Genomic DNA, 26020 nt, shown 5'->3' with positions numbered 1-26020 from the left:
ATAAGTTGGTGATAAGAGTGGACGGCGAGGCTAGTGGTGACTTGGGTTAGGGTGATCGTCGTGCTGTCTTAGCTGAGAAGGATATCGGGTTCGAGGTGGTGGAGAAGCCGTTGAGTCTTCGGAGGTCAGGCTGAGATCGAGTTCTCCGCCATCGAGTTCGCGGGTATAGGTTTCTCGTTCCCAGGGCCGGTCCTCGATTGGCTCGAACTCCGTGGAGGAGATATCAAGCTGTGGGTCGACGTTGTATCCCTGTCTTCGGCCACAGTTCTGCTGAGTGGACAGCTTGTTCACCGGGCAGTAGAGTTGGTTGTCTGCGCCCCAGAAGCAGTCTTCGGGCTTTGAAACAGGTGATTTATGGCTGCTATTGTCTTTGAGTTGGTGGTTGAGTAGTGTGCTAGCGGTTCCCTTTGCTGCGCCTCCGAGGATCTTGGCAGCGAAGTATTCAATTCCGTTCATACTGCTTGTTTAAGTGTTGAATGAGAAGTATTTTCCGCCGAGGCCAAGTACTCCGTTCACTTCTCGTTCTGAAATTAAGTCTAAATTCCGGTGTTGTGTGGTATCAATATATGTCGGATGATTTCCAGACAACTTTCTCGTCAGGGAAGGTTGACTCGGTTTCAGATGAGTATCCGGATCTGAAGTCGTTGGACGTAAAGGTAGATGACGAAGATGGGTAACGACCGTGTTGATTACAAGGGGCCCGACGAATCTGAATTGCCGAGTCATGTCCAGTACCAGATCTGTGGTACGAACGCTTTGGTCGGATGGAGGGTAGCGGATTACTTGAAGGAGAAGCAGTTCACAGACAGGGTCTCGTGCCAGTAGCACGAGGACAAGAGCGGTATCGTCTCCTTCGAGATCAAGGGAACGGCAGCGTACGTTTAGACATCACTGAGTTCGCCCTGCTCAGTATCCACTTCCTTAGTTCTCCGTCAGGTTGTCCACGATCTTGTCGCGCATCTCGGTAGTACGGGTAGGTGCGTCCGGGTACTTCTTTCGGTAATCCTCCACATCGTCTATTTCTCCGGTGCAGTTCTGGCTTTGCAGGTGGCCTTTCTCGATGGTTTCGAGTTCTGTTCCGCATTCTCGACACTTGATGGGACTGGGAGCGTATTTCGTATCGGTCATGTTTTGTCGTGGATGAGCTCGATGAGTTCCTGTGCGTCTTTTTTGTCGAAGCTGTGAGTGTGGAAGTGCTGGGTTACGTCGTCGGAGTCGCTTACCGAGATGATCACCGGTGAGACGAGGACTGTTGACTCGGCTTTGGAGACTTCTGAAGCTGTGTGTAGCCAGAGTTTGGAGGAAGATTCTCTTCCGATTTCGTCGGCTTCCTCGCCTGGCATAATTGCCATTCGTTCCCTGTCTGCTTCTTTTGGCGAGTAGATTGCGACCGGTGGATACGACAGGGTTTCCTGTACAAGGGCGTCGATGACGAGGCTGCGTTCATGTGCCTCTGCTCTTTTCTCCATCATGGCTTCGCCGGAGGTTGGCGGAACCATGTCTTCCATGACGACGTTGAATTCTGCATTGTCGGGGTTGAAGCCGAGATCCTGGATCAGGTCGGAGATACGGTCTTGGGTTATCCGATGATCGTTGCTGATGTCGGTCACGGTGTCGACTATTCCATCGGCGTCACCAGGCATACAGGACTGTCTCATAATGCGGTTAAAGTATTTTCCCAGTCAGGGAATTTCAGAGATGCTATTGCTTTTTTGAGGGGGAGTTACCGGATACCGAGTTATATTACCCGGGGGCGGACGACCACTACTGAAGCCGTGTTTCAGTCTCCGAGGTCGTCGAGGAGTTCGTAGTAGCGTTCAAGGAAAGTGTCCAGCTTCGGCGGAGGCATGATCTCGCTTCTGATTAGGCGGGAGCCTTTCTCCGCGTAACAGTTGAGAGCCTGGGTTCCTTCATTGGAGAGTCGGGTATTGGTGTTAGAGTCCAGAAGGGTGAGCATCAGCTGCTTGATTTCCTCTTTCTGTCCCCAGGGAATCCCTTCGCGCTCAATCTCAGCCACGATCAGTGCCCCGTAGATCTCGTATTTCTGGTCTTCGTAGCTTTGGATGACATAGTCGACGAACTCCTGTTCTGCAGGAGGTTCTTCGTCGTCAGGGACCCGGCTCCGAGCTTTGATCCCAGCCATTGCGGAGAGGTAGTATTTGTCCCAGTCCGTATCCAGTTTGTTGATGGTGCTGTTCTTGTTTATGTTGCCGTAATAACTTCTGGCCTCTTTGCTGAGTCGGAATGACATTCAGGCCACCTCTTCCAGTTGTTCTTCTTCGGTTTCGGATTGGAAGTCCATGAAGTAGTCCTTGTCCAGGCTTTTCTCGACTTCGCCTGGTTGCTCGGTTTTGTGGATGGTACAGTATTTGATGTCGCCTGAATCGAGTTCGCTGACGAAGCGTTCGCGTTCGGAGGAGATTACGAAGATCACCAGTTGATCGAACAGGTTGGAGATGATCGGTGCGACTTCTGCTCGTTTCTCGTAGTCGATGCTGACCGCCGGGCTGTCGATGACGAACGGTACATCGATTGCGGAGTCCTCGAACAGGGTGGAGAGGTAGGCGTAGGCGATTGAGAGGCTTTGGCCTTCGGAGACGTCCTCTTTCCCTTTGATCCTGATGGAGTTGTCTATGGCCTCGATTTGTACTTGTGAGAGGCCGAGGATTTTCTTCAGGCGTTGGTTGGTTTCGTCGATCTGATTATGTTTGAGTTCGTTAAGGTATCGGTCGATAAACTCGTCGAAGATACTTTCGAGTTTGTCTGCTTTCTTCCCGAAGTTGACGGTGTTACTGGCTTCTCGAACCTCTTTTTTCCGCTCCTGGACTTTTTGGCGGCAGAGGTGGATGTTGTTCTTCCAGTCGAGACCGAGTTCTTCTCTCTCATTTTTGTCGGTGCTGGTGAGTTTACGAAGCTCTTCTTCTTTCTGTCTTTTCTGCCGTTTCTCCTCTTCTTTCTGCTCGGTGATCTTCTCAAGTCGTTCGCTGAGGTCCGGATCGTCAAGGTCGACTCTGCCTTTCTCCTGCTTTTTCTGCTCCAACTTCTCCCGTTTATCATCTAACTCCTCGAACTTGTCTTCATAGTCCTCGAAGTCGGGTACTCCTCGCAGGTTTTCTTTGAGCAGATTGAGGACGCCGATATCTTCTTCTGAAAGGTAGTGGTCGGCGTTGGTCAGAATGGTTTTGGCGTGTTCTTCGTCGATTTCCCTGCCGCAGATGCATTTCGGGCGTTTGGATAGCTCGGTGAAGAACTCTTGGGAGGTGGGTTTCGGCAGCTCCATGATGTTCATGTTCTTCACCAGTTTTCCCATGTCGTCGTGGAAGTCTCTGTGAAGTTGACTGGGAGAGCGCATCCGCTCTAGGAGTTCGTCCGTCGCGTCTTCTATTTCGCCTCGGACTTCGTTGATTTCTCGTTCCAGGCGCTGGTCCTTCTCTAGTTGCTCCTGGTTCTCGGCTAAGAGTTCGCTGCGTTCTGTACCTAAGTCCTGGATAGCGTCTTCGTGGTCACTGATTTCTGTTTCAAGGGTTTCTTCCCGCGCTTCCAGTTTTTCCAGTTTCTTCTGGGCGGTATCTAGTCGACCCTTGAGGTTGCGGTAACCGGATTCGCTTTTGACGCTTGTGACCTCTTCCTCGTTCTGTTTTTCTTCTACTTCTTGGGGGATCTTGTTCCTCTGATCCTCGATCCGGTTGAGGTAGTTGACGATTTTAAGGGCGTTCTCGGCTTCGTCTTTCCCGGTTTGGATGAAGTCTTGGGTGAGCTCGCCGTTGAAGACGAATAAGTTGGCGAAGGACTCGTTGATGATCGTGTTCAGTTCGTGGTTGGGTAGGGAGTGGCCGAGCATATCCCCGCCGCCAGTTTCGCTGGGGGTGATGGTCCGGTACTGGTGGTCGTAGGTTTCGTAGTCAAGTTCCAGACGGAAGGTGAACGGGGTGTCGTTGGATTTGAAGTCAGCTTCGAACCAGCCTTCTATTGCGTCGAAGTCCTCGGGTTCCAGGTTTGAGACGGTGAGCTCTCCTTCCTTGTTTTTACTCAAATCCTTACCTACGAGGACAGTCCGGATCAGGTCCATAGTAGTGGTTTTTCCGGTGCCGTTAGGCATCTGGACGAGCGAGATGTGGTGGGCGTCCTCGCCGTCTCGCGTCAAGTCGATTTCCAGGTCTTTGAACTCCCGGATGTTGTGGTACCGGAAGCCTGTGATTCTAAGATCCATCGAGTCTCTCCTCTTCGGTGAGTTCTACTGTGTTAATCAGTCCTTGCAGGTCGTTGCCGCCGAAGTTTTCCTCTATCGCGTTTTCGTAGAAGTTCAGGAATCTCTCCTTGACCACGTCTGATTGACCGTGTTTTTCCATTACCTCTTCAACGATTTCTTCGACTTCTGGTTTTGCCATGGGTCAGTTTTCCTCCTTTGAAACTTTGCTGAGGTCGTTGAGCCAGTCGTACCGAATCTTGTCCGGGGGTATGTCGACCTCGTCATCCTCATCGTCTTCGTTGTCCTCAGGTTCTTCTTCGATGTCACTCCTGACAACAAAGTCAACTATGTTAGCTGTTTTCCCAGGGTTATCAGGATCCGTTCTGAGTGCTCTGCCGATGCGCTGGATGGTGGTTCCTTTGGAACGGTTGGATGTGAACAGGATGATGTTCTTCACGGATTTGATGTCGATGCCTTCGGAGATTGCCTTGCTGCTGACAAGGGTGGAGATATCGCCGTTTGAGAAGGCTTCGAGTGTTTCCTCCGGGTCTTCCCCGTAGTAGGTCCGGTAGCTCTTGGTGTGGTTGTGGATGATTTTCTGGACCTTGTGCCCGTACTCCTTTGTCTCGACGAAGATGAGGCAGCCCTCGAGGATTTCAGGGTTGTTCTCCAGGTATTCTCGGAAGACAGGTAGTTTCTCCTCGGAGGTTTTCCGGACCTTAGCCAGCATGATGTACAGCTGGCTTTTCGGGATGTTCGGATTCTGCTGTTTCAAGCCGCTGTATTTGCCGAACGCTGCTTTTTGCTCTTCCTTGTCCTCTTCTGAGAGTTCGTAGAAGAGCGGTGTGTAGTCGAGTTCGGTGAGGATTCCTCTTTTGATTGCGTCTTCGGCGGAGAACTCGTAGACGACGGGCCCTACTTCGTCTCGTATGAAGTCGTTCCTGTCCGGGTCGTAGGGGTCGAAGGGTGTGGCGCTGAGGCCGAGCCGGTGTTTGAAGGCTTCGAGTTTTCCGGTCAAGTTGGCTTGTCGTGTGTCGCTACCGATGTTGTGGACTTCGTCCGCGATCAACAGGCTTCGAGGGATTTTGTTGTTGACATCGTTTTCGATTACTTCGTGTAGGTTATCATAGGAGATGATCAGGGCTTCCAACTTGTCACGGTTCTTGGTCAAGAACTGGCTGAGGTCGTGGTCGCCGTCGTATTCCTGGTAGATCCACATTTCGTCTGCGCTGAAGCTCTCTGATAGGGTGTCGTACCATTGGTCAAGGAGGTCGTTTCCTCGGGTGGCGACGACGATGTTCTCTACGGCGTCCTGTCTTAGCAGGCGGTTCAGGATTTTGAGGGAGGTCCGGGTTTTCCCGGTTCCGGTGGCCATGTCGAGGATGCCGTGACCGTTTTCCAGGAACTTGTTCACTGCTACTTCTTGGTGACGCCAGCGGTAGGCGCTGGTCAGTTTCCTTGATTCAGAGGGGTTGTCGTAGGGACGGTCGTCATCCCGTAGTTCAGCTATGTTGAGGGAGATACTGTCAGGCAGTGAGAGGCTGTACACCCCTCGTTTGGCGTTGTCCCAGATATCGTCGAACCGTCTCTCGTGCTTTGCCAATTTGTTTGCTTCGCGTTCGGAGTCCCAGGAAATGAAGACAGTGTAGGATTCGTAGTTTGAGAATCCTTTGCTGCTGTCGTTTTGGGAGCCGTGAAAGGCAATTTTGTCGTCGTTGGCGTCTCGCATGATTCCCCATTTGTCGTGGAAGTCGCCGGAGAGGTTTTCCCCGGTGATTGCGAGCTTGATGTCAAGAAGACCGTCAGCGATCATCCACGCAATGGTATTCTGGGTCTCTTTTTCGAGTCCCTCCTCAATGTCGGAGACCAAGTTTTTGAGGCGGTCGTATAGTTCCTGGCTTCGTTTAGCTTCCTCCCCTTTCTGAAGGGCTTCCCAGTCCTCTTCCTCCAGTATTGGACTGATTATCCACTTGGCGGTGCCTTCGTTCTCCGCGAGACCCTTCAGCCCTCTTGAAGCGTGCTTAAACCAATTGCTGGTAAAGTAGCCGACACCTCGCTTGTACTCTACCGAGACACTAAGGGCAGGGTTGTAAAATTCCTCAGCAAAGTCTACGTCAGAGGTTTCGATGACGTCGGGGAGATCCAAGTCTCTTAGCCCCTTGTCAGAACTTACCATCTGAAATCTAGCAATAGCTAGTAGGTATTTGAATTTTTCCCACAGGCCCCAAGTGCGGCTGATCTTAACTATCGTGAGGCAAAACCTCAAACTCAGATGGTCCTATTGAAACAGATCTGGAGAGGGTAATTGATGACTCCACTGGAATCCAGAACACCTCTTGCCATAGAGATGATCAGGAAGAACAGCTCGTAGATCACGGTTAGGGAATCTCACCCTAAAAGAGGAACGCAAACGGAATCCAATCGACTTCGTTTGATTGTCTATAACTGGCAAAGTATTTTTACAGTAGCACGGAGAGACCCTATTTAAGAAGAAAGCATGAGCGATTCAGACTCAGGGACATTTGATATCGACGCCCATCCGGTCAAAGAGTTTTTTATCGAAATCATCACTCGGGACGTGAAGTTGATCGACACCATTCCAGAGTTCGTGGATAACAGCATTGACGGGGCTACAAGAATTGCAGATGATGAAGAGGATCTATCTGGCCTCTATGTGCGGATTGATGCGGATTCTGATGAAATCACCATTAAGGACAATTGTGGCGGCATTCCAAGAGATCTCGCTGAGGACTATGCATTCCGATTTGGCAGACCTGATATGGAGGGGGGAGATCTGCCATCCAAGATAGGGAAATTTGGTGTCGGAATGAAACGCTCATTTTTCCGGCTCGGAAAAAACTTCCTCCTGGAAACTTACTACCACGGAAATAACGAAAGATATGTTATAGAGATTGATTCGGAAGAGTGGAAACAACACGATGGTTGGAATTTCACTGGGGAATCTATCGATGAAGATGATCCCCGTTGCACTCTGGACGAGACGGGGACAAGGATCCAGATCACAGACTTACACGAGTCCCCAAGAGAGAATTTTGGAGACAATCTTTTCATCTCCAAGCTGCGAAGCCATTTGACATCCGAATTTAGTATGTTTCTCAACCGAAGCTTAGAAATCATTCTGAACAACGAGGGACTTGGTTACTCTCCTTTGGAGATGCTGGAGGATGATGACTTCAAACCCGCTTTTCAAAACTTTATTTTCGAGCGCGAAGAAGAAGAAGTTGAAGTTGATATCCGAGCAGGTTTAGGAGAAGCTGACCCAAACAAGGCTGGTTGGTACGTCTTTTGTAATGGTCGGCTGGTGCTTGAAGCGGATCAATCAGAAATGACCGGTTGGGGGGACCCCCTACCGAAATATCACAACGACTTTGCCCGTTTTCGAGGCATGGTAAATTTCAAGAGCTCTGATCCGGGCGCGCTACCATGGAATACAACGAAAACAGACATAAACCCTGATTCAGGTGTGTATCAGAGAGGAAAACAGAGAATGATTTCAGTAACTCGATCTGTGTTCAATTTCTTACGAGAAGTTAGTAATCAGAAATCAGATATGAATTTGGGGCAGGGTGAGAGTTCTCCAATTGAACAAAGAATCGACTCCGGGGAGTACGTTGATGTTAATCAAATGGATACCAGTGAGGAACGAGATTTCACAGCCCCAAATCCTGAAGAAGTTGAAGAGGAGGATGAAGTTGGGTATATCAACTATAGCAGGCCCAAGGACAAGATTGAGGACATCAAAGATGTGTTGGGGGTTGGAACGTACAAGGAGGTAGGCGTTGAGACGTTTGAATACTTCTATTCAGATCAGGTAGAGAGATAAAGCATGCCGTCCTATGATGATATCAATTTCAGGCTGAGGCCTGCGAAGAGTATTGAAAGGAAAATGTTGGCTGAACTTTTACAGAGAGCAGTTCATCTTCATCCACATCGGGACTACCGGTACATCGGTTTTGGGTCAATCTTTTTCAGTGAATTCAGGATACTGCATAAAGAATATGGGATCGATGATATGGTGAGTATAGAGCGTGTTTTCCAAGACAAGGAACGGTTTGAGTTTAATACACCATACAGTTGTATCGATCTCATACTGAAAGATTCGAAGGATGCGCTCTCAGAAATTGACTGGGACAAGCCTACGATACTTTGGTTGGACTACGAGACCTGTCTACAAGAGTCTATGATAGACAACGAATTCCAGGTGTTCTTTTCTGAGGCTCCACCGGGCAGCTTCTTTTTCACCACTTTGAACGCTGTGCCAGATAAGGACAGTGGGTTAGAAGAAGATGAATCCCGCCTTGACCGATTGAAAAAAGAGGTTGGTGCCGATAACATCCCTGATACTATCAGTGACTCTGATTTATTCGGCAACGGAAAAGCGAAGACTTACCAGAAGATCCTATCTAATGTTATCGAATCATATTACCTCAGACCCAGGAATAAAGGTGTGGCGGAAGACGAGCAAATAAAATTCCAACAATTAGTAAATTTCGAATATGAGGATAATGCGAAAATGATGACGTTTGGCGGTGTGGTATATTCCGAGAGCATGGTGGATTCCATAGAAAAAGCGAATTTTGAGGAATTCGAGTTCGTTGAAAAGGGTTCAGACCTCTTCCAGATCGAGAATCCAAACCTGACCCTTGTTGAAGCGAGGTCTCTCGACGAGGCACTTCCTGGTGACCCGATCAGTAACGAAGTACCGATCTCTGATGAAAAAAAGGAAATGTACGAGAAAGTCTATCGCTATTACCCATCGTTTGTAGAAACCGAGCTATGACTGTTAGTGAGGAGATCCGGAACACAGCCTCGTCCAACCTTTACCTGGAGTGCTTTGAGATATCTCCGGATTGCTCTGAGGAGAGTTTTTATCAGTGATAAAAGTTTAGACCCAATGTGGTGCGTGAGTACGGGTTACATGTGGATATTGGTTCCTTAACATGTGAGGTTACCTTGAGATCAAAAGGCCGCATTGGTGTTGTCAAGTATGTCGATGGAGATCCGACCGTGAAAAGTGTCACCGGAAATTACTTCAAGCAAAACAGTGGGGTTGATACAGTCTCAACTGTTCGTCACGAACTAATCAACGTCCATCTGTTGAATACGGAGAACGATACGAGTCACGGCTCGAGATTCAAGGAGTGGGCGGAGAGACTGAATACTTAATTATATTGTGAGGTGTTTACAGAGGCGAGATGGTTGGTCGTCTGCAGGAGTTGTGAGTCTTAAATTACGAGATATCGAAAATCGAAGCTAGTTGAGCATCCCGAGAAATATCGGTGCAAGGAATGCAGCAGCGAATTTCAAGTAAAAGAGAGATAGTAATTGATGGATTGAATCTCCACCGCCATCGATACATACAAAGACTTGTTTTTGCCACGCTACAGTTCTAGAAGGACAGGTTGCGGAGTCTGTTAACTATCTTGATTACTTCGTCGGTGGCGTACTCAATCTCTTCTTTGGTGTTGTCTTTCCCGAAGCCGAATCGTATTGCGTTGTGCCACCTGGCTTCGTTCTCGGTGATGGCCTGAAGGACGTGTGAGGCTTCTACCTGGCCCGTGGTGCACGCCGAACCTGCTGAGACTGCTATATCAGGTTGCAGGTTCTTGACGAGGGCCTTGTTCTCTACGCTTGCGAAACTAATGTTCAGGTTGTTGGGTATCCGTTTCTCCGGATGACCGTTCAGGACGATATTGTCCAGCTCGTCGTTGAATCGTTCCCACATATAGGTGGTGAGCGCATTCACGTGGTTAGTACGTTCCTTCATGTTCTTGTCGGCCATCTCAACTGCCTTTGAAAACCCGACGATAGACGGTACATTGAGCGTACCAGATCTCCAGCCTCGTTCGTGCCCGCCGCCGTGAAGCAAAGGTTCGAGTTTCACCTTTGGATTTCTGCGGCGGACATAGAGTGCTCCGACGCCTTTCGGCCCGTAGATCTTGTGACCGGAGATAGACATCAGGTCGATCCCCATTTCCTCAACATCGATGGGGAGGTATCCGATTGCCTGGACTGCATCAGTGTGGAAGAAGACCTCTTTCTTTTTGGCGATGTCACCGATTGTGTTGAGAGGTGCGGTGGTACCGATCTCGTTGTTTGCGGCCATAATCGAGATTAGCACGGTGTCGTCACGGATCGCGGTTTCTACGTCGCTGGGATCGACCTGGCCGTGTTCGTCGACAGGAAGGTATGTAACAGCGAACCCTTTCTCTTCCATTGCTTCGCAGGCTTCGAGTACAGCTTCATGCTCGGTGACAGCTGTGATGACGTGGTTCCCCTTGTCGTGTTTGGCCGCGTACTCGGCTGCTCCCTTGATAGCTAAGTTGTCGGATTCGGTAGCTCCGCTGGTGAAGATGATTTCCTCGGGGCGGGAGTTCACCACTTCTGAGATGCGTTCTCTGGCTTCGTTGACCGCTCTTTTGGCGTTGGCCCCGTAGATGTGGTCTTCGCTCGCAGGGTTCCCGTAATGTTCTATGAAGTAGGGCTTCATCTCCTCAATGACGTCTTCGTCTACAGGGGTGGTGGCATGGTGGTCGAGGTAGATGGGAGTTTCCACGTCAGAAGTCATGTTATCCTTCCTGTTGTGCGTGCTTCCCTTTCACTTCACCGGGTACCAAATCTTCGAGATCGGTTAGGTCTCTGACGTTGCCGTGGACTCTGATCACTCCTCGGTTGAGGTGTGCGACGAACTCATCGTACAAATCCTCTTCAGGATCTTTGTTTTCCTGGATTAGCCGCTCCTTCAGGAGGGCCATGTAGAGTGCGTCGTGTTCTCCGAGGAGGGTGTACCGGTTGAACGTCTGGCCCTCGTTGTCGTATTCTTCCGGATTTGGTGGCCGTGGTTCGTTCAGGGAGTAGCAGAACCCGATCCGGCACAGGTAGTTCGGCGTCATGCCGGTGTTGGCTTTCAACATTTTCAACCGATTGGTGGCGTCGTTACCTATCGTGATGCGGTTGAACTTCTGGCTCATGAGGTGATCTCCTCCAGGGACTGCTGGTTTTCGTCATCGTCGCCCCAGAAGTAGCCCTTCGAGGGAATGGTCCGGCCTTCTGTTTCGTCGTATTCGAGGTGGTAGGCATTGGAGATGTATCCCTCTAGTTTCTGGTACTGGCTGTCGTCGATTTCCGTGTCGGTAGAAAAAATGATGACTTGGTGAGCTGCTTCGGGGAAGAAGTGCGTGATGAGGTTGTCCCGGTGGTCGTTGTCGAGGCGTCCAAGGGGCGTGTCGACGATGAACGGAAGTGGGCGGTCGGAGATATCTGCTAGCGCCCAGAGTAGAGAGGTGGCGAATATCTGTCGTTCACCCGCGGAAAGCTCGGTGTGCGGCTTTTTGTTGCCGTGGATGGTCTTGATGGAGATGTCAAGGGTGTCTTCGTCTATCTCAATCTCGTCGTAGAAATCGCCCTTGTTGGAGAGAGTGATGTACCGGTCACTGAGTTTGCTCTCCAGTTTCCGGAGTTTTTCCTTGGCAAGTTGTTCTCGGAAGTCTTGAACTGCGTCACGTACGTCTGTAGCTAGGTTTGCCCGTTCGGAGACATCTTCGACACGGGCTTTCTTCTCCAGTTTGTTCTCGATCTCGTTTTCTTTCCGTTCGAGCTTTGTCTGTGTCTTACTGGTCTCTTCTTCGAGTTCTTCCAGCTGAGACTTGATCGCACCTCTCTCTTCCGTCAGCTCGTTGAGGTCATCGATAAGCGGGGAGATGAGTTCTTCATCAGGTGCTTTGCCTAAGCCAGTTTCTACTTCCTGAAGTTCTCGGGTTTCTTCTTCCAGTTCTTCAGTTGCCTCTGACAGCTGCTGCGGAACATTGTGTAGGGCCTTGTCCACCAGAGAGTAGATTTCCTGGCGTTGTGCTTCGGAGAACTGGTGTGCAAGTTCTGGCTCTTCGTCATCGATCTCAAGACGTCCCTGGAGCTTTCGCTTGATACGTTCAGCGACTTCCCCGATCTGGTTTTCAGGAACATCGGTTTCCTGCCAGACATCATTATCTCCGAGAACATCGTTGAGTTCGTCAGTGAGTTCGTCTCTGGCAGTTACCTTGTTCTGCCGTTCTGTCTCAGTCTTGAGCCGGTCAACTACGGCCTCACACAGATCGGGTGCCAGGGTAAACGGGTATGCACCCATGGCGATTTCCCGGATCTGGTCCTCGCGTTGTTCAATACTGGCTTTGAGTTCTGCCCGACGTTCTTTCAGCTCTCCCCGCTTTTCGGCATATGATCCACCTTCCTGAGCGATTTTGGCTTCTTTGTTTTCGATCTTTGAATCCAGTTCCTGCAGCCTCTCTTTTTTCTCCTCCTTCTCCTGCTGGAGGTCTTTGAGTTCCTGCTCAAACTCGACTCGTTCTTCTCTGAGTTCTTCGAGTTCGTTTTTGATACCTTCGACCCCGCTTTCATCCAACTTGCGGGAGATGTAGATGGAGAGGTCAGTGTCCAGCCGTTCGACTAGGTCCAAACCTAAGAGGGAGTACATCGAGTCCTCGAAGTCGGCGTCAGATTCAACTGCGGATGCGAGTTCCTGAATTTTCTCGCCATCGAAAAAGAACAGCTGTGAGACGCCGGGCGGGACAAGTTCCTTGAGAAAGTCCTGCCACTGGTCTTCGTTCAGCTCAGAGGGTATCTGCCCGTTTCTCCGAACCTCCAGGTTCTCGACGATGCTCTTACCTCTGTCTCGCCAAGAGCGTTCGACCGAGTAGTGGTCAACTTCGCCCATGTGGGCGTACTCGAACTCCAGACGAACTGAGGCTTCGTCTGCTTTTCCGTCAGGATATTCGTGGAGTTTACTTCGGATAGTCTGTTCGTAGTCCTTTCTGGCGGTGCGGCGGCCGAGTGAAGATTTCCCGTGTAGGCAGAATCCTATGGCCTCAAACAGAGTGGTTTTCCCCGCCCCATTTTTCCCGCCGAACAGGACAATAGGAGAGTCGTCACTTGATGAGAGAGTGATCTCGTTGGGACCACGATAGGGTCCAAAGTCCGTGATTTCCAGTTTATTTATTCTCATAAAGTACCTTCAGCTTCCTCCGATACCGTCGTACTGCCAGGCTTCTATCCGGTCCTCTCCTTCGATCTCTGCAACGATTTCTTCCAGATCGCGCCAGTCCTCTCTCATGACTTTGTCTATCTCGCTGTAAATGGAGGCCCGGCGTTTCATTCCGTAGTGCTGGAACTCGGTGTCGAGCAGGCGTTTGATAAGTTCTGGTTGTACATCGTGATCCTCACAGATGTCTTTCAGAACTTCTGCTTCCATCTCTCCGAAGGAGCCGAGGTCGTCGTGTACCCAGTTGAGGTTGTTGTCCATGACCTCGTTGTAGATCCGTGGCACGGAGTCGGCCCAGTCTGCACGTTCTTCACGCCACAGACGGCGAATCTCTCTGAGTTCTTCCTCTCGAATCAGCTCCATCTCTTCGTCTCCAGGGAGACCCTCGTTGACTTCTTTCTGCGTTTCCAGAAGCTTGCGCAGCAGATCTTTGCAGAACTCGAACTTGTGGGCACGGGGGATGATGCCATCGCTGCCGTTGTTTTTCTCCTTGACGTAGCCGTGTTGACGGCCCTTTACTTGCCGGAATTTCGGCTTCTTCTCCGGGTCTTGGGTTTCTTTGAGAAAGTCACGGAACTCCAGCAAGGGTTCCATCCAGTCCTCGCCCTCGTCGATCATGTTTTGCATAGCCTTGTCCTCTGAGACGACGGTGCATGTCCAGCAACCGAACCGGCTGTTCCCGCAGGACGGGGTCTTCGTATCGATCACCATAGGGCACTCGTCGTCGGCTTCCTGATAGAGGGCTGCAAGGTCTCTATTGTTCTTGCCCCACGGGTTTTCGACAGCCTGGATGAGGTACGTCCAAACGTCATCGACGATCCAATCCTCAATGGGGGTGTAGACGAAGGCGTTAGCGAACTTGTTGTGGCGGGAGAGCACGCTGCTTTCGATGCTGTGCATCTCCATCACCTGCTCGCGGGTGGCTGATTCTGCTTTGCGTGCTCCCAAGACGACTATGACTTCACCGTGTTCGGAGACTTTGTTCTCGATGAAGCGGTCAGCAGGGTCGATTTTGAGGCGTTCGGTACACCAGCGGAAGTTCTGGTTCGGTGCTGGGTAGCCTCGGCCAATCAGGTTAACCCAGAATGAGTCGTCGACCTTGGGAGTGACCTTGTGAGCCGTGAAAGGTAGATTTTTCTTTTCTGCATATTCGTTGATATTTTCGAGAGTGGAGATGATGTGGTTGACAATCTTCGGAGTTTCGACTAAGGTATCACTTGAGATAACATGGATTGGCTTGTCTCTTTTATTCTCTGGGAGATCTTCGATAGCGTACCAAATTAGCTGGAGGGCAGTGGTTGAGTCCTTGCCGCCACTGTACCCAATGACCCAAGGACGGTCATCCGCTAGGTAAGTGTCCTGTATTTCTCCGTAGATATCTGCAAGTGAGCGGTTGTCGAAAACGGACTCTCCTTTCTCTTGTCCAGTTTTCGCAACTTCTAGATTATCGGTACTCATTCTATAGTCTCTTATTAGTGTTCCCAAGCGGAAACCACTTGAAGGTATTTGTACGCACCGATGTTTTAACCGATGCCCCCGCCTCGGTCACCGAGGTTTCCATACTAATTCCTCTCCACGGACTCCAGATTCTTCTAAGTTGATAGCGCCCTTCTCCATCGCCTTCTTTTTCAATAATTTATTTTTCATGACGAGAGTCTCGTGTTGTCTCCTACGTTTTCTCATAAGCGAGTTTCTTCGTATGTCGTTTGAATCTGCTTTTTTCTCTACGACTACGCAGTAGTCCTCCACACCATCCTCCACTGTCAGTCCGTAGTAGTACTCTTCTAGGATTTTCATACCTGTTTGGGGTTGTCGTCTGTTATTTCGAATCTGTATTTATCTTCGTTGTAGTAGGTTCCAGTTGTTTGAACAGCTGGTTCTCGTCAAAGTACGTCTTGAGGATATAGTTCTCTCCAATGTCGTATGCTGTTATTTCCTCCGTTTCAATGTCGAAGCTGGGCATCGTTTTTCTCCTCTCAACGTTGTCTCTCTTCTGTGCTATTCACTTCACACGAGCAAAAAGCCGACCCATTCGGAGTGAAAGTGAAACCAGGGTACAACTGCCGTTCATATATTCTAGTTTAACGATCCGACCAACCGCTATCTGTTGATTCGATATCGTCGCAACTACCCGACTGAGGAACCCCGTAGGAAATGTGACTTACTCGCTACCAAATCTGGTGGTCGTGGGTCAGATTCAAAGAGCGTTTCTCTAATTAGTCGCGCGAGCGTACTCGCGAAACATCACTTGACAAATGAGGTCAGAAGGTCAACAACGTTGCGCTGCTCTCTAATGATGGAACGTCATGCGCATCCGGGATCGCAATACTGCGGTTGGTTTCATTGAGCTGCCCCCGCTTGGTGCTGGGGACGGCACATTTTACACAGGTTTGCGGAGGCCTCATTCCGCGATGAACGATCAAAATACTGTCCAATCTATTATCAGAAATCGTCTTGCCCCCACTCAGCCCCTTGTGATGAAGGATTAATACTGAGCCACCAATCCTGTTCAGGGAGGAGCCGTAATCCTAACTTTACTTTCGCCTTGGTTCGCGAACCCTTATCACGTGCGAATGTATTTGTGTCTGATACAAAATCAATGACGACGCTCCTCCATGTCAGCGACACACACCTTGGGAATCGCCAGTACGGAAGTGACGTACGGAAAGACGATATGGCAGAGGCCTTTGATCAGGCAATCGACGTCGCTGTGGACGAGAACGTCGATGCCGTCATTCATACGGGTGATTTGTTCGATAGTCGAACACCTTCGCTGCCCGAAGTCACTCGCTGCATTCAGACGCTGCGGAAGCTCGACGAGGCAGACATTCCGTTCTATGGTATCGTCGGGAATCACGACCGCAAGATGGACGAACAGTGGCTCGACCTCATTCGCGAGACAGGGACTGCTGAACGCCTCTCTCGGGAACCGACGATAGTTGGCGGCGACGTTGCCGTCTACGGTATCGATTCCGTCACCAAACCGTCTTGGCACTCGAAGGACTTCACCCTTGAGCCACCCGAGGACTCAGATGCGTTCACGCTCCTCTGTATGCATCAACTGCTCGCACCGCCGATTCCCGGGTCAGAAGACTTCATGGCTGACCACTCGACCGAGGAAGTGCTCGACCGCGTCGGGATCGGCTTGGACGCGCTTGCTCTCGGCGACTACCACAAGCCGGAAGAGGACATAGTCGACGACGTTCCGGTCTGGTACGCTGGTTCAACCGAACGCTGTAGTCTCAGCGAAGAAGAACCGCGGAGCGTGAGTCTGCTCGAAATCGAAGACGGTTCCATTCGGCGACGGAAGCGCGAGTTGGACACGCGCGAGTTCGCCCCAATCTCAATCGAGTTTAGCGAGGGCGACGCGCACAGTCGTCTCAACGATGTGCTCGACCAGTACGACCTTGGGGACAAAGTCGCACACGTGACCCTTCGCGGCGAACGCACCGCCCTGACGTCTAGCGACGTCTACAGCGCCGTGATGGACCGTGGCGCCGCCGTCGCCAAAGTCAAGGACGACCGCGGTCGGCAGGAACTCGACCTCGGTGGTGGTCCCGAGGGTGACGTTCAGAACCCAGACGAAATCATCGACGAACAGATCGCCGGCAAGGACCTGAGCGAGACCGCCCTCTCAATCGACAAACGGGTTCGTGGCGACGAGGGCCTGCCGAACAACAAGAACGATGTTGCCGACGAGATAGAGCAAGACATCAAACAGGCCCAGAACGAAGCGTTCAGCGACGACGAAAGCGACACTACCGAGGAGGTGGCAGAATGAGAATCAAGAAACTGACCCTCCAGAACATCCGCAGTTACGAGAACCAGACAGTCGAGTTCCCGGAAGGAACGATCCTCGTTCACGGCGACAACGGCGCAGGGAAAACGTCCCTCCTGATGGGGATCTTCGGCGGGCTCTTCTTGTCTGATATTACCAGCGCCGGCAATCAGAGTTTCAACCTCGATGACTTGGTCCGCCGCGGCGAAGACAAAGCCCACGTCGAACTGGTGTTCGAGATCGACGGGGTTGACTACACCGTTGAGTGGACGTTCTATACGACGAGTACGGGCCCCGACGCGACGCTCACCTCTCCTGCGCTTTCCGAACCGGTGAGTCAAGTCAGCAACGTCAAAGACGAGATCCAGAAGATTCTCGGCATGGACAAGGACGACTTCTCGGCCAGCGTCTACGTCCGCCAGGGAGAGATCAACCGGCTCATCGATGCGGACACTCGGACTGAGCTGATTGACAGCCTCCTCAACCTCGACGTAATCGACGAGTACATCACGAAGATGGAGGGCGCGAAACGGGGCGCGAAGCGCATTCGACGCGATAACGAGAACTATCGAGAAAAGGCCGAACAGCAACTCGAAGAAAAGTACGACCGAGACGAGCCCCAGTTCGAGGCCGACATTAGCGATCTCACTGACGAGATTCAGGAGAAGGAGGGCGAGAAAGAGGAGGTTGAGGAATTCATCGACAAGCTGGATGACCGACGAAGCGACCTGGAGGGGAAAATCGAGTCGTACGAGGAAACGCTGGAAAAGAAGGAAGAGAAGAAGTCCCAGATCGAGGACGATGAGAGTTCCCGGGCTGAGAAACGGCAGGAGAAACAAGATGCCCAAGACGCCATCGAAGCCAAACGCGCCGAAATCGAGGAACTGGAAGATGGAATCACCGAGTTGGACGAAGCCGTCGAGTACGACCTGAGTACGCCAGCTGCAGCTGAGGACGCTGCCGAGTCCGTCCAAGAGGAGTATACTGACGCGCAACAGGAGCGCACGAAGCGGGACGGTGAATTAGAGACGGCCCATGACAACCTCCAGGGTCTCGAGAGCGACCTCGATGATGAAGAAGGCGAGTTAGAGTCGATTGAAAGCGAACTCGCTGAAGAGGAGACAACGCTTGAGGACAGGCAGGAGGAGCTGTCTCGCGAGGAAGACGAGTTGCAGCGCCGCGTTACTGCACGCAACGAAAAAGCAGCAGAGTTCCTCCCCGAAACACCGGCCGACGCGGTTGACGAGAGCGTTCGCGAAGAGGTTGAAGCACGCGTCGACGAACTCGATGACGAACGCGAGGAAGCCGACAAAGAACTCACCAGAGTCCGGACAGAGCTCAAACAAACGCGAGACGACCTGAAGGACAAAGAGGAGGAACTTCAGGAGACCGAGTCTGACCTCGAAACGGCGCGTGATGAGCGGGATTCGCGTGAGCAGGCGCTAGAGGAGTTGGAGTCCGAGGTTGAGACCGCAAAGGAAGAGTTCCACAGTCGCGTTGAGGGCCTTCAGCAGGAGGGCGACTCTCTCGCGGTGGAGATTACCGCAGATAGTCTGGCCGAGGTTCGAGATGAACGTATCCCTGGGAAACAGGATGAACTGACGTCTGAAATCGAGTTGGTTAGTGAATCGATTGCCGGGTTGGAAACCCGGGAAGAGCAGCTCCAAGAAGACATCGAGGAAGTACAGAATCTCAGCGACCAGGACAAGTGTCCCAAATGTGGCCAGGACGTGGACGAGTCCCATGTCGAAGACGAAATCGAGGACTATGAGGACGAACTGGCTCACGTTCGGGAGGAACTTGACGAGAAGCGCAATCGAAAGACCGACCTCGAGAACGAACGCACGGCTCTCGACGACCTCCTCGACGACGTTCGTGACGCAATCAACTATCGCGACGAGGTACTCGAGGAGAAGCGAAGCGCCCGTGACGACAAACAGGGCGAGGTAGACGACGCTAAGGACCGTGTTGACGAATTAGAGTCCGACATCAGCGAGCTGGAGGACCTCATTTCTGAGCTGGAAGACGAGATTGAGTCGCTTGAAGAAGAGGAGTCTGAACTGAGTGAGCAGGTCGAAGAACTCGAAGCAGAGGTTGACGCTGGCGAAACGGTTCTCGATGCGTTCGACGACGTCGAAGAGCAACGGGACACGGTCGATACGCTCCAAGACGAGGTCGAAGACCTGGAAGAGGACATCGGTGATCTCGAAGACGAGATCGAGGACGTCCATGAGACGATTGACGAACTGGAGGCCGAGATTGAAGCACAGGAGGAGACGGTTGCGGAAAAAGAGGCGGCACTCGAGGAGGCCGAGGAACGCGTCGATGAGATTGAGGAAATCCGGTCACGCGTCGGTGACGCCCAAGACAAGTACGACGAGATCGACGCCCTACAGAACGACATCGATCGCCACGAGCAAACAGTCGCCCACTGTGATGAGCGAATACAGGACCTGAACCAGCGCATCAGTACCCTGGAGAGTGAGAAAGAGGCTCTCGAGGAAGAACTGGGCGACACCGATGTCGACAGTCTGCGCGACGACCGCGACAAACTCGATGAACGCATCGAGGAACTGGAAGGGAAAGTCGAAATCTACGAATCGGAAATCCAGGAGCTTCGCGACCAGCGGATATCGCTGGAGAAAGACCTGGAGAGCCTGCGCGACCTGAAGGCGGATATTGATCGCTACGAACGCCAGTACCAGTGGGCAGACGCAGTCATCGGCGAGATCGACACGATGCTCGCTGCCTATCGCAGTTCCAAGTCGGAACTTCGCGAGCAATACCTCGGGTACCTGCGTGAGTACACGAACGAAATCTTCGACGAGGTCTACAAGAACAGCAGCTACCAGCAAGTCGTCATCCGCGAGGTAGAGAACAAGAGCGACCTCCAGTACGACCTGAAGCTCCTGCGCAATGACGGCGAATTGGAGGACCCGAGCAACGCCAGCGGCGGCGAGAGAGCGATCGTCAATCTCGCCCTCCGCGCCGGCATCTACCGGTTGATTGCCGAACTCGAGGGCGGCGACCGCGGCAAACTCCCGCCCTTCATCCTCGACGAACCGACCACCTTCCTCGACGAGGGCCACGTCGGCCAACTCGAGGAAATGCTCAATACAATCAGAAGCTGGGATGTCCCACAGGTCATCGTCGTCAGCCACGACGAAAGCCTGATTCACGGCGCCGACCACGAGTGCAGAATCACTATCGATGAGGAAACCAACACCAGCCAAGTTGAGATGCGAGCCGCTGGTGGTGACGAAACCGCGATAGGGGACGACTGATGGACTCGAACGCCCTCTCTGTCGTCCGCAACCTGTTCGACCACATCGACGCGAACGTACCGCGTGAACAGGACGAGCAGGCCGCATACGCCCGGGAGCTGTTTGACCTCCTCAGTCACTCTGGTGGGTCAATAGAAGCGCTCGGTGAACCCAGTTATCAGAAGACGCGGCTCAGCGAACTAGGCACGTGGACTGAAGACCCGTGGGCTCAGCCAACCTACGGTCTCGACGCGAGTACCACACAGCCGATCGAGTTCAACAACGGCCTCATCGTCGACACCGCCTACGCGAAGATTGGGGTCGTGGGGCAAGACGCTGACCACACAATCGAGGAATGCGGGACCGTCAAGACCGTCGTGCACTTCGCCGACAGCGATAGCACGCTCCACGATACGGACGCTACTGAGGGGAACGTCGAGGGCGAAGTCGTCCGGTTCCCGGACGTTGGTCGATCCCGAAACCTGTCGAAAGACGTTGCGACTGCGGCGCAACACTTGGCCGAGAGCGAGCATCTCATCGAGAACGTGGACAGTATCGACGGCGTCTGCTTCATCGATGGGGCCGTCTATCCCCTAGGCGTCGTCTACTGGCTGTTGCTCGACGAAATCGGCCGGTCAACGCCCGCAGGAGCGTGGGAGGTCCCACGGCGAATCCTCGGGAACTACGCCGACTTCGTCGATGAACAGTTCGAGAAAGACCTACCCGTCGTCGGCGTGGTAAAGACGTCGACGATGGACGAAGTCCTGACGGCCCTCGATGAGAAAATCTCGCGCCACAACCTCACCGACGACGACGGAGTCCGCATGGACGTACCTTGGACGCGCGACCACCAGTTCATGGGTGAGGTTCTTCGCGACAGCAGCCTCGACCACTTGACCTACACCTCCTGGTTCGTACAGGAAGAACTCCCGCTTCGGAACAAGTCGTTCGACCTGCTCGGCAGTATCGAGTCCAGACTCTCACATGGCGCTGCGAGCGATTACCGACGGGCGTTCTTTTACGTCCGACTCCCGAAGACGGGCGACGTCCTGCGTGTCGAGGCCCCGTATCTGATGGTCCGCGACGAGGATCGACGGAGGGCCGTCCAGTACAAGACCCTCAAGGAGATTGCGAAGAAGCAAGACGTCCCCGGTGCCGTCGGCCGCGCCGATCGTATCGCCCGCATCACCAGCAAAAACCGCGAAACAATTCGGAACATGATTCGCTCGAGCGAAGCGTCCTTCGACCACAATTGGGACGGCCGCTGGAGCGACATCGAAGACGTTGACCTCGAACCATGACTGACGAAATCGACGACCTCCTGAACGAAGACCCGACCCTCGAAGACGACGCGGACAGTTCGACCACGACTACCAACGAGGAGACGAGTGAAACGGACACGTCCAACACCACCAGTGTCGTTCCTGAGACGTCGGTTCCGAGCGCCGACGGCGACCTCGCCGAGGGCGAAATCGGCCACGTCCTCGCGAGCGAGGAGATCATGGTCGGCCGCGACGAATACAACGTCAACGCGTTCATCACTACCACTGAGCGTAACGAGATTCGGGTTGGAGACTACGTCCAAATCCCGTATCCGAACAGCAACGACGAACTCTTCGCGGTCACGGACAAGCTGCGCTACGAACCCTACACCGACCTCGACGATAAATCAGACACGCACAACCACATTAGCCGCCACCAGGATCTCGACGAGTCAGAGTTCGTCCTGGTTGCGGCCCTCGATCCGATTGCGATCCTGAGCCCGACGCAAAACGGAAGTCTAGACAGGGGAATCGTGAACCGGATTCCGAAACCGAACACGCCGGTGAGCCTCTCGCGCGACGACGAGTATCTTCGAACTGGCCTGAGTATTCCCGACGAGGGCCCGTTCTGTGGCTACCTCTCGGTCGGCGGCGAAGAGATGGTCATCAACGGCGACAAATTCCCATACTACCTGTCGAACCCAGGAATCGATCCTGAGACAGGAGAACCAGAGCCTGGTGAACCAGCGATTTTCAGACACTTGCTCGTCGCCGGCTCCACTGGGAAGGGCAAGACGCACTTCACGAAGAATCTGCTGCGGCAGTTCGTCGACGGGAAGCGCTACCCGATTGAGCACCATGAAACGGGCGAGCAATTACAGGGCCGGCTGAACATCGTGATCCTCGACCCTGAGAACGAATACTGGCAGATGGGCGAAGAGCCCGAGCTTGACGACGAAACCAAACAGAAACTACGTCGGCAGGGGATCAAGGTCGGTGGCGTCGACGATCTCGAAGTGTTCGTCCCAAGCATCGGAAACGTGCCGAACCCAGGAACCGGTACGCAGCAGCCCTTTGGCATCCCCTTCGAGCTCGTTCGGTCGCGTCCGCAGTTGCTGATGCCGTACCAGCCGCGTGAGACCATCCGTAGCGCTCTGGAGATGGCCCTCGACTCGTACTTCGACCATGCTGACGCCGAGGGGGAGACGCCGACGTACACCGACTTCCGCTCCTACGTTCAAACGAACGAGGAACTCCAAGACGACAGCGAGATCGCGAGTCAGACTTGGTCTGCAATGATTCGCCGCATCAAGGAACCGACGTTCGAGAACGTTTTCGACCACGGAATGTCGTCACTCACCGACCTCGCTAATGACATGTTCCGCGAGGGCCAGGTAACTGTGATACCCACGAGCCATCTTCGCGGTGCGAAAGAACACCTGACCGTGCTCTCGATCCTCTCGTACATCATCGAGAACAAAATCGACGACCACCACGTGGTCGACCAGATCAAGAACACGCCCATGCTGGTTGCCGTCGACGAGGCGCACAATTACTTCTCGTCGCCGGATTCCCTGCGTGAACAGTACATCGTGCGGCGTGCACGAGAAGCCGTCAAGCAGGGCCGCAAGGACAAGTTAGGACTGATGATGATCACGCAGAACCCCGAAGATATCGACGATGACATCTTGAAGCAAATCAATACGAACATCTTCCTCGGTCTGCGCGAGGAAGTCGTTGAGAAAGTGCCCTCGATACCGCGTGGGTTCAAGCGCGATATTCCGAAATTCGGCAAAGGACAGGCCGTCGTCAAAGCGCCTGACGTTGAATCAGTTGAAGTTATTGGCCTACCTGACTGTGTAACGAAACACGAGTGATTCGGCTGTCAGTAGGCTAGTTGGATACAACTTGGCCATCAGGGTCGCCAATTATCTGGAGGGTGGCACCAGCGCTCTCAATCCACTATAGACAGGTAAAGAGGTCTGTATTGACGTTTTCACTTTCACTAGCGTCTAAATGTCCGATATTTGTCACCTACGGAATGGGGGTCTTCTATAGCCAGCTGTTTCACCGACGCAGTCGCTGGGCTGTGTTCTTCAAAAAGAGCACCTGAACTCGGGAGAGACTTACTCGTCTTCGAGCGCCTCGTAGATCTCTTCATGGCGACGTCCATCGAGTTTCCCCATCTCGAGGAGAATCGCATGCCGTTCCTCGTCGCTCTCGGCTGTCTGGTACCGCTCGTACAGTCGGCGGGCTTCTTCGTCGACCGACGACGAGGAATCGGTGCTGGACGCCATTGTTGATTTAGGGTACTCGTCGTGCCCCTTTATCAATTGCGGCGAGCACACGCCCGGAAGTAGATGACCGTGGTCTCGGTGTCGACGGTCGCTTCGTCGGTCGCGAAGCGATGCAGCAAGGCTCGTATCTCGTCACCGTAGTCGAACGTGTACCCGTTCATCATGTAGAAGACGACCACGGTTCGGAGAGCGGTTCGCTTGTTCCCATCGACGAACGGATGGTCCGCAACGAGCAGCCGCATCAGATGAACTGCCTTCTCGTGAATCGTCTCTGGAACCTCACCGAAGAATCCCTCGGAAACGTACTGGATAGCAGATTCGATTGGGTCCGATGACCGGACCCCTGGTTCCGTCTTCTCACCCTCCTCGACTATCTGTTCGTGCAGGTCGAGGACCAACTGGACGGAGGGATACGTGAGGTCGTCAGCCACACTTCGTCTCTCTCTCACGCCACCCGATAATGATTTCTGCTGACGACACACCCGCCCGCCGGAGTGTACTAATAGAAATCGGCTTGCCCCCTCCGAGCCCCTTGTGACGAGGACTTCCACCGAGCCACCGACCTTTCGCGGCCTGTGACCGGAGAGGGGCTGTTGCCGCGGCCCGTGTCTTGAAGCGGCGTGCTGTGGACGCACTACCCATGAGCGAAGGCTCCACGAGAATCGCGGTGACGGGCGGCCTCGGCGGCGTCGGTAGCTGGGTCGTCGACCGGCTGGCGGGCGAGGGATACGACGTGCTCTCCATCGACGTGGAGACACCGGACCACCACGTCGAGGGGGTCCAGTTCGTCGCGGGTGACCTCACCGACGCCGGGGAGACGTTCGACCTGCTGTACGAGTTCGACCCGGACGGGGTCGTCCACCTCGCGGGGATTCCGGACCCGACGGGACACGCCGGGACGCGGGTGTTCGAGACCAACACGCTCTCGACGTACAACGTCCTGGTCGCGGCCGGGCGCCTGGGGGCGGACGTGGCGTGGACCTCCAGCGAGTCGGCGTACGGGTTCCCGTTCTCGGAGTCGCTGGTGCTCCCGGACTACGTCCCCGTCGACGAGTCGCACCCGATGCGGCCCGAGGACCCCTACGGGACCTCCAAGGTCGCGGGCGAGGAGGTCGCCGAGATGGTCGTGCGACGGTTCGGTATCCAGGTCGCATCGGTCCGGCCGTCGTGGGTGCAGTATCCCGGCGAGTACGAGGCGAGTGGGCTTCGCGAAGCCATCGACGTGGCCGACGTCGAGCCGGGAACGAAGCCGCCCGGGAGCGGGAACTTCTGGTCCTACGTCGACGTGCGGGACCTGGTCGACCTGCTGGTCCGGGCCGTCGAGGCGGATGTCGACGGGCACGAGCCGTACCTCTGTCACGCCGCGGAGAACTACATGGGCGTCGAGACCACGCGACTCATCGAGTCGGTCCGGGCGGAGCCAGCCCCCGACCTGGCCGCGCTCTCCGGGGAGCAGTGCGCTTTCACGACGCAGAAGGCGCGCGACGAACTCGGCTGGGAACCCCAGCACACCTGGCGCGAGGCCGAGGACGCGTCCGTCGAGGGGCCCTCGTTCGTCTGACCGGCGCCCTCGCTCGTCTGCGACCGACCGACGAACTGCGGCCTGTTCGACCGACAGCCTCGACCTGCACGGTCGCTGCACTCTTGGCCCACAGCCACGTCTCCAGTCGTATGGTCACCCTCCGCCCGGCAAGCCGCGAGGACATGCCCGCGGTCGCCAGCCTCCACGAGGCCTCGGCACGTGAACTCGGTCGCACGCACTACGACGAGCAGCAGGTGCTCGCCTGGTCCGGGCGGAAGGACCCCGAGAAGTACCCCTACGACGAGCCGGGCGAGCACTTCGTGGTCGCGGAACTCGACGGCGAGGTCGTCGGGTTCGGCCACCTCGCGGTCGAGGACGGGGAGGTCCGGGCGGTGTACGTCAGCCCGGACGCCGCGAGGTGTGGCGTCGGGTCCGCGCTGCTCGCCCACCTCGAGGCGACCGCCCGCGACGCCGGCCACGACGACTGCTACCTCTGGGCGTCGCTGAACGCGGTGGCGTTCTACCGGCAGGCGGGCTGGACGGTCGTGGAGTCGGACGTGGTCGAGACGTCGGGGAACGGCGTCACCGCCGAGTTGCCGGTCAAACTGATGGAGAAGGAGTTCGCGTAGCCATACTGTCGACTGTCCGTCTTTCACG

Annotated in this window: 22 protein-coding genes; 8 read left to right on the top strand and 14 right to left on the bottom strand. The window is 53.8% G+C overall.

Features of this window, described 5'->3' with window-relative positions; all coding sequences use genetic code 11:
• Positions 1-30: 30 nt before the first annotated feature.
• From NOV86_RS13590 to NOV86_RS13560, 7 genes are all read right to left on the bottom strand, one after another.
• Complete coding sequence (locus NOV86_RS13590) at positions 31-456, bottom strand: hypothetical protein (protein WP_267642052.1); 426 nt, start codon at positions 454-456, stop codon at positions 31-33.
• Between the two features lie 465 nt (positions 457-921).
• The gene (locus NOV86_RS13585; RefSeq protein WP_267642051.1) at positions 922-1128 is read right to left on the bottom strand and encodes a hypothetical protein; all 207 of its coding nucleotides are present in this window, start codon (positions 1126-1128) and stop codon (positions 922-924) included.
• A complete protein-coding gene (locus NOV86_RS13580; protein WP_267642049.1) occupies positions 1125-1643 on the bottom strand; it encodes a hypothetical protein in 519 nt (172 codons plus the stop codon). The genes NOV86_RS13585 and NOV86_RS13580 overlap by 4 nt, the downstream gene beginning before the upstream one ends.
• Positions 1644-1780: 137 nt before the next feature.
• Positions 1781-2251, bottom strand: coding sequence for a hypothetical protein (locus NOV86_RS13575; protein WP_267642048.1), 471 nt, complete (start codon positions 2249-2251; stop codon positions 1781-1783).
• On the bottom strand, positions 2252-4210 hold the full coding sequence (locus NOV86_RS13570; protein WP_267642047.1) for an AAA family ATPase: 1959 nt from the start codon (positions 4208-4210) through the stop codon (positions 2252-2254). It abuts the gene before it with no gap.
• On the bottom strand, positions 4200-4388 hold the full coding sequence (locus tag NOV86_RS13565) for a CxC ATPase DNA modification system associated small protein (RefSeq protein ID WP_267642046.1): 189 nt from the start codon (positions 4386-4388) through the stop codon (positions 4200-4202). Before NOV86_RS13565 ends, NOV86_RS13570 begins: the two co-directional genes overlap by 11 nt.
• Positions 4389-4391: 3 nt before the next feature.
• Positions 4392-6365 (bottom strand): DEAD/DEAH box helicase family protein, encoded by a 1974-nt coding sequence (locus tag NOV86_RS13560; protein WP_267642044.1) that lies wholly within the window; start codon positions 6363-6365, stop codon positions 4392-4394.
• 321 nt (positions 6366-6686) lie between these two features.
• Here NOV86_RS13560 and NOV86_RS13555 point away from each other — a divergent pair, with 321 nt between their 5' ends.
• Together NOV86_RS13555 and NOV86_RS13550 are read left to right on the top strand one after the other, a co-directional pair.
• Positions 6687-8033: an ATP-binding protein gene (locus NOV86_RS13555; RefSeq protein ID WP_267642042.1), complete on the top strand. Its 1347-nt coding sequence runs from the start codon at positions 6687-6689 to the stop codon at positions 8031-8033.
• Between the two features lie 3 nt (positions 8034-8036).
• A complete protein-coding gene (locus NOV86_RS13550) occupies positions 8037-8990 on the top strand; it encodes an O-methyltransferase (protein ID WP_267642041.1) in 954 nt (317 codons plus the stop codon).
• Between the two features lie 609 nt (positions 8991-9599).
• Here NOV86_RS13550 and NOV86_RS13545 read toward each other — a convergent pair.
• From NOV86_RS13545 to NOV86_RS13525, 5 genes are all read right to left on the bottom strand, one after another.
• Positions 9600-10778, bottom strand: coding sequence for a cysteine desulfurase family protein (locus tag NOV86_RS13545; protein WP_267642040.1), 1179 nt, complete (start codon positions 10776-10778; stop codon positions 9600-9602).
• Position 10779: 1 nt separating this feature from the next.
• Positions 10780-11181, bottom strand: coding sequence for a DNA sulfur modification protein DndE (dndE, locus tag NOV86_RS13540; RefSeq protein WP_267642038.1), 402 nt, complete (start codon positions 11179-11181; stop codon positions 10780-10782).
• Entirely contained in the window at positions 11178-13205 is a 2028-nt protein-coding gene (gene dndD, locus NOV86_RS13535; RefSeq protein WP_267642036.1) for a DNA sulfur modification protein DndD, read from the bottom strand. Before dndD ends, dndE begins: the two co-directional genes overlap by 4 nt.
• A gap of 9 nt (positions 13206-13214) precedes the next feature.
• On the bottom strand, positions 13215-14699 hold the full coding sequence (gene dndC, locus NOV86_RS13530) for a DNA phosphorothioation system sulfurtransferase DndC (RefSeq protein ID WP_267642035.1): 1485 nt from the start codon (positions 14697-14699) through the stop codon (positions 13215-13217).
• A gap of 87 nt (positions 14700-14786) precedes the next feature.
• On the bottom strand, positions 14787-15038 hold the full coding sequence (locus NOV86_RS13525; RefSeq protein WP_267642034.1) for a hypothetical protein: 252 nt from the start codon (positions 15036-15038) through the stop codon (positions 14787-14789).
• Positions 15039-15840: 802 nt separating this feature from the next.
• Between NOV86_RS13525 and NOV86_RS13520 the strand changes: the two genes are divergently transcribed.
• The 4 genes from NOV86_RS13520 to NOV86_RS13505 are packed head-to-tail and all read left to right on the top strand — an operon-like array spanning position 15841 to position 23421.
• Positions 15841-17022 (top strand): DNA repair exonuclease, encoded by a 1182-nt coding sequence (locus NOV86_RS13520; RefSeq protein WP_267642033.1) that lies wholly within the window; start codon positions 15841-15843, stop codon positions 17020-17022.
• A complete protein-coding gene (locus NOV86_RS13515; RefSeq protein WP_267642032.1) occupies positions 17019-20303 on the top strand; it encodes an AAA family ATPase in 3285 nt (1094 codons plus the stop codon). Before NOV86_RS13520 ends, NOV86_RS13515 begins: the two co-directional genes overlap by 4 nt.
• The gene (locus NOV86_RS13510) at positions 20303-21583 is read left to right on the top strand and encodes a DNA double-strand break repair nuclease NurA (RefSeq protein WP_267642031.1); all 1281 of its coding nucleotides are present in this window, start codon (positions 20303-20305) and stop codon (positions 21581-21583) included. Before NOV86_RS13515 ends, NOV86_RS13510 begins: the two co-directional genes overlap by 1 nt.
• Positions 21580-23421 carry an ATP-binding protein gene (locus NOV86_RS13505; protein WP_267642030.1) on the top strand — a complete coding sequence of 614 codons (1842 nt, stop codon included), beginning with the start codon at positions 21580-21582 and terminating at the stop codon, positions 23419-23421. The genes NOV86_RS13510 and NOV86_RS13505 overlap by 4 nt, the downstream gene beginning before the upstream one ends.
• Before the next feature lie 249 nt (positions 23422-23670).
• On the opposite strand, the gene NOV86_RS13500 is transcribed toward NOV86_RS13505, so the two are convergent.
• Entirely contained in the window at positions 23671-23841 is a 171-nt protein-coding gene (locus NOV86_RS13500) for a hypothetical protein (RefSeq protein ID WP_267642028.1), read from the bottom strand.
• 32 nt (positions 23842-23873) lie between these two features.
• Positions 23874-24272 (bottom strand): type II toxin-antitoxin system death-on-curing family toxin, encoded by a 399-nt coding sequence (locus NOV86_RS13495; protein WP_267642027.1) that lies wholly within the window; start codon positions 24270-24272, stop codon positions 23874-23876.
• 209 nt (positions 24273-24481) lie between these two features.
• Here NOV86_RS13495 and NOV86_RS13490 point away from each other — a divergent pair, with 209 nt between their 5' ends.
• On the top strand, positions 24482-25402 hold the full coding sequence (locus NOV86_RS13490; protein WP_267642026.1) for an NAD-dependent epimerase/dehydratase family protein: 921 nt from the start codon (positions 24482-24484) through the stop codon (positions 25400-25402).
• Between the two features lie 110 nt (positions 25403-25512).
• Positions 25513-25992, top strand: coding sequence for a GNAT family N-acetyltransferase (locus NOV86_RS13485; RefSeq protein ID WP_267642025.1), 480 nt, complete (start codon positions 25513-25515; stop codon positions 25990-25992).
• Positions 25993-26020 lie beyond the last annotated feature (28 nt).

The organism is Haloarchaeobius amylolyticus (assembly GCF_026616195.1).
Taxonomy (GTDB): domain Archaea; phylum Halobacteriota; class Halobacteria; order Halobacteriales; family Natrialbaceae; genus Haloarchaeobius; species Haloarchaeobius amylolyticus.
This window is presented reverse-complemented; position numbering and strand designations above follow the sequence as displayed.

Coding starts and splice junctions, on each gene's coding strand:
- NOV86_RS13585 (WP_267642051.1), bottom strand. CDS start 1,128: ATGACCGATACGAAATACGCTCCCAGTCCCATCAAGTGTCGAGAATGC.
- dndC (WP_267642035.1), bottom strand. CDS start 14,699: ATGAGTACCGATAATCTAGAAGTTGCGAAAACTGGACAAGAGAAAGGA.
- dndE (WP_267642038.1), bottom strand. CDS start 11,181: ATGAGCCAGAAGTTCAACCGCATCACGATAGGTAACGACGCCACCAAT.
- NOV86_RS13565 (WP_267642046.1), bottom strand. CDS start 4,388: ATGGCAAAACCAGAAGTCGAAGAAATCGTTGAAGAGGTAATGGAAAAA.
- NOV86_RS13505 (WP_267642030.1), top strand. CDS start 21,580: ATGACTGACGAAATCGACGACCTCCTGAACGAAGACCCGACCCTCGAA.
- NOV86_RS13520 (WP_267642033.1), top strand. CDS start 15,841: ATGACGACGCTCCTCCATGTCAGCGACACACACCTTGGGAATCGCCAG.
- NOV86_RS13515 (WP_267642032.1), top strand. CDS start 17,019: ATGAGAATCAAGAAACTGACCCTCCAGAACATCCGCAGTTACGAGAAC.
- NOV86_RS13485 (WP_267642025.1), top strand. CDS start 25,513: ATGGTCACCCTCCGCCCGGCAAGCCGCGAGGACATGCCCGCGGTCGCC.
- NOV86_RS13575 (WP_267642048.1), bottom strand. CDS start 2,251: ATGTCATTCCGACTCAGCAAAGAGGCCAGAAGTTATTACGGCAACATA.
- NOV86_RS13545 (WP_267642040.1), bottom strand. CDS start 10,778: ATGACTTCTGACGTGGAAACTCCCATCTACCTCGACCACCATGCCACC.
- NOV86_RS13560 (WP_267642044.1), bottom strand. CDS start 6,365: ATGGTAAGTTCTGACAAGGGGCTAAGAGACTTGGATCTCCCCGACGTC.
- NOV86_RS13550 (WP_267642041.1), top strand. CDS start 8,037: ATGCCGTCCTATGATGATATCAATTTCAGGCTGAGGCCTGCGAAGAGT.
- NOV86_RS13490 (WP_267642026.1), top strand. CDS start 24,482: ATGAGCGAAGGCTCCACGAGAATCGCGGTGACGGGCGGCCTCGGCGGC.
- NOV86_RS13555 (WP_267642042.1), top strand. CDS start 6,687: ATGAGCGATTCAGACTCAGGGACATTTGATATCGACGCCCATCCGGTC.
- NOV86_RS13590 (WP_267642052.1), bottom strand. CDS start 456: ATGAACGGAATTGAATACTTCGCTGCCAAGATCCTCGGAGGCGCAGCA.
- NOV86_RS13570 (WP_267642047.1), bottom strand. CDS start 4,210: ATGGATCTTAGAATCACAGGCTTCCGGTACCACAACATCCGGGAGTTC.
- NOV86_RS13500 (WP_267642028.1), bottom strand. CDS start 23,841: ATGGCGTCCAGCACCGATTCCTCGTCGTCGGTCGACGAAGAAGCCCGC.
- NOV86_RS13525 (WP_267642034.1), bottom strand. CDS start 15,038: ATGAAAATCCTAGAAGAGTACTACTACGGACTGACAGTGGAGGATGGT.
- NOV86_RS13510 (WP_267642031.1), top strand. CDS start 20,303: ATGGACTCGAACGCCCTCTCTGTCGTCCGCAACCTGTTCGACCACATC.
- NOV86_RS13580 (WP_267642049.1), bottom strand. CDS start 1,643: ATGCCTGGTGACGCCGATGGAATAGTCGACACCGTGACCGACATCAGC.
- dndD (WP_267642036.1), bottom strand. CDS start 13,205: ATGAGAATAAATAAACTGGAAATCACGGACTTTGGACCCTATCGTGGT.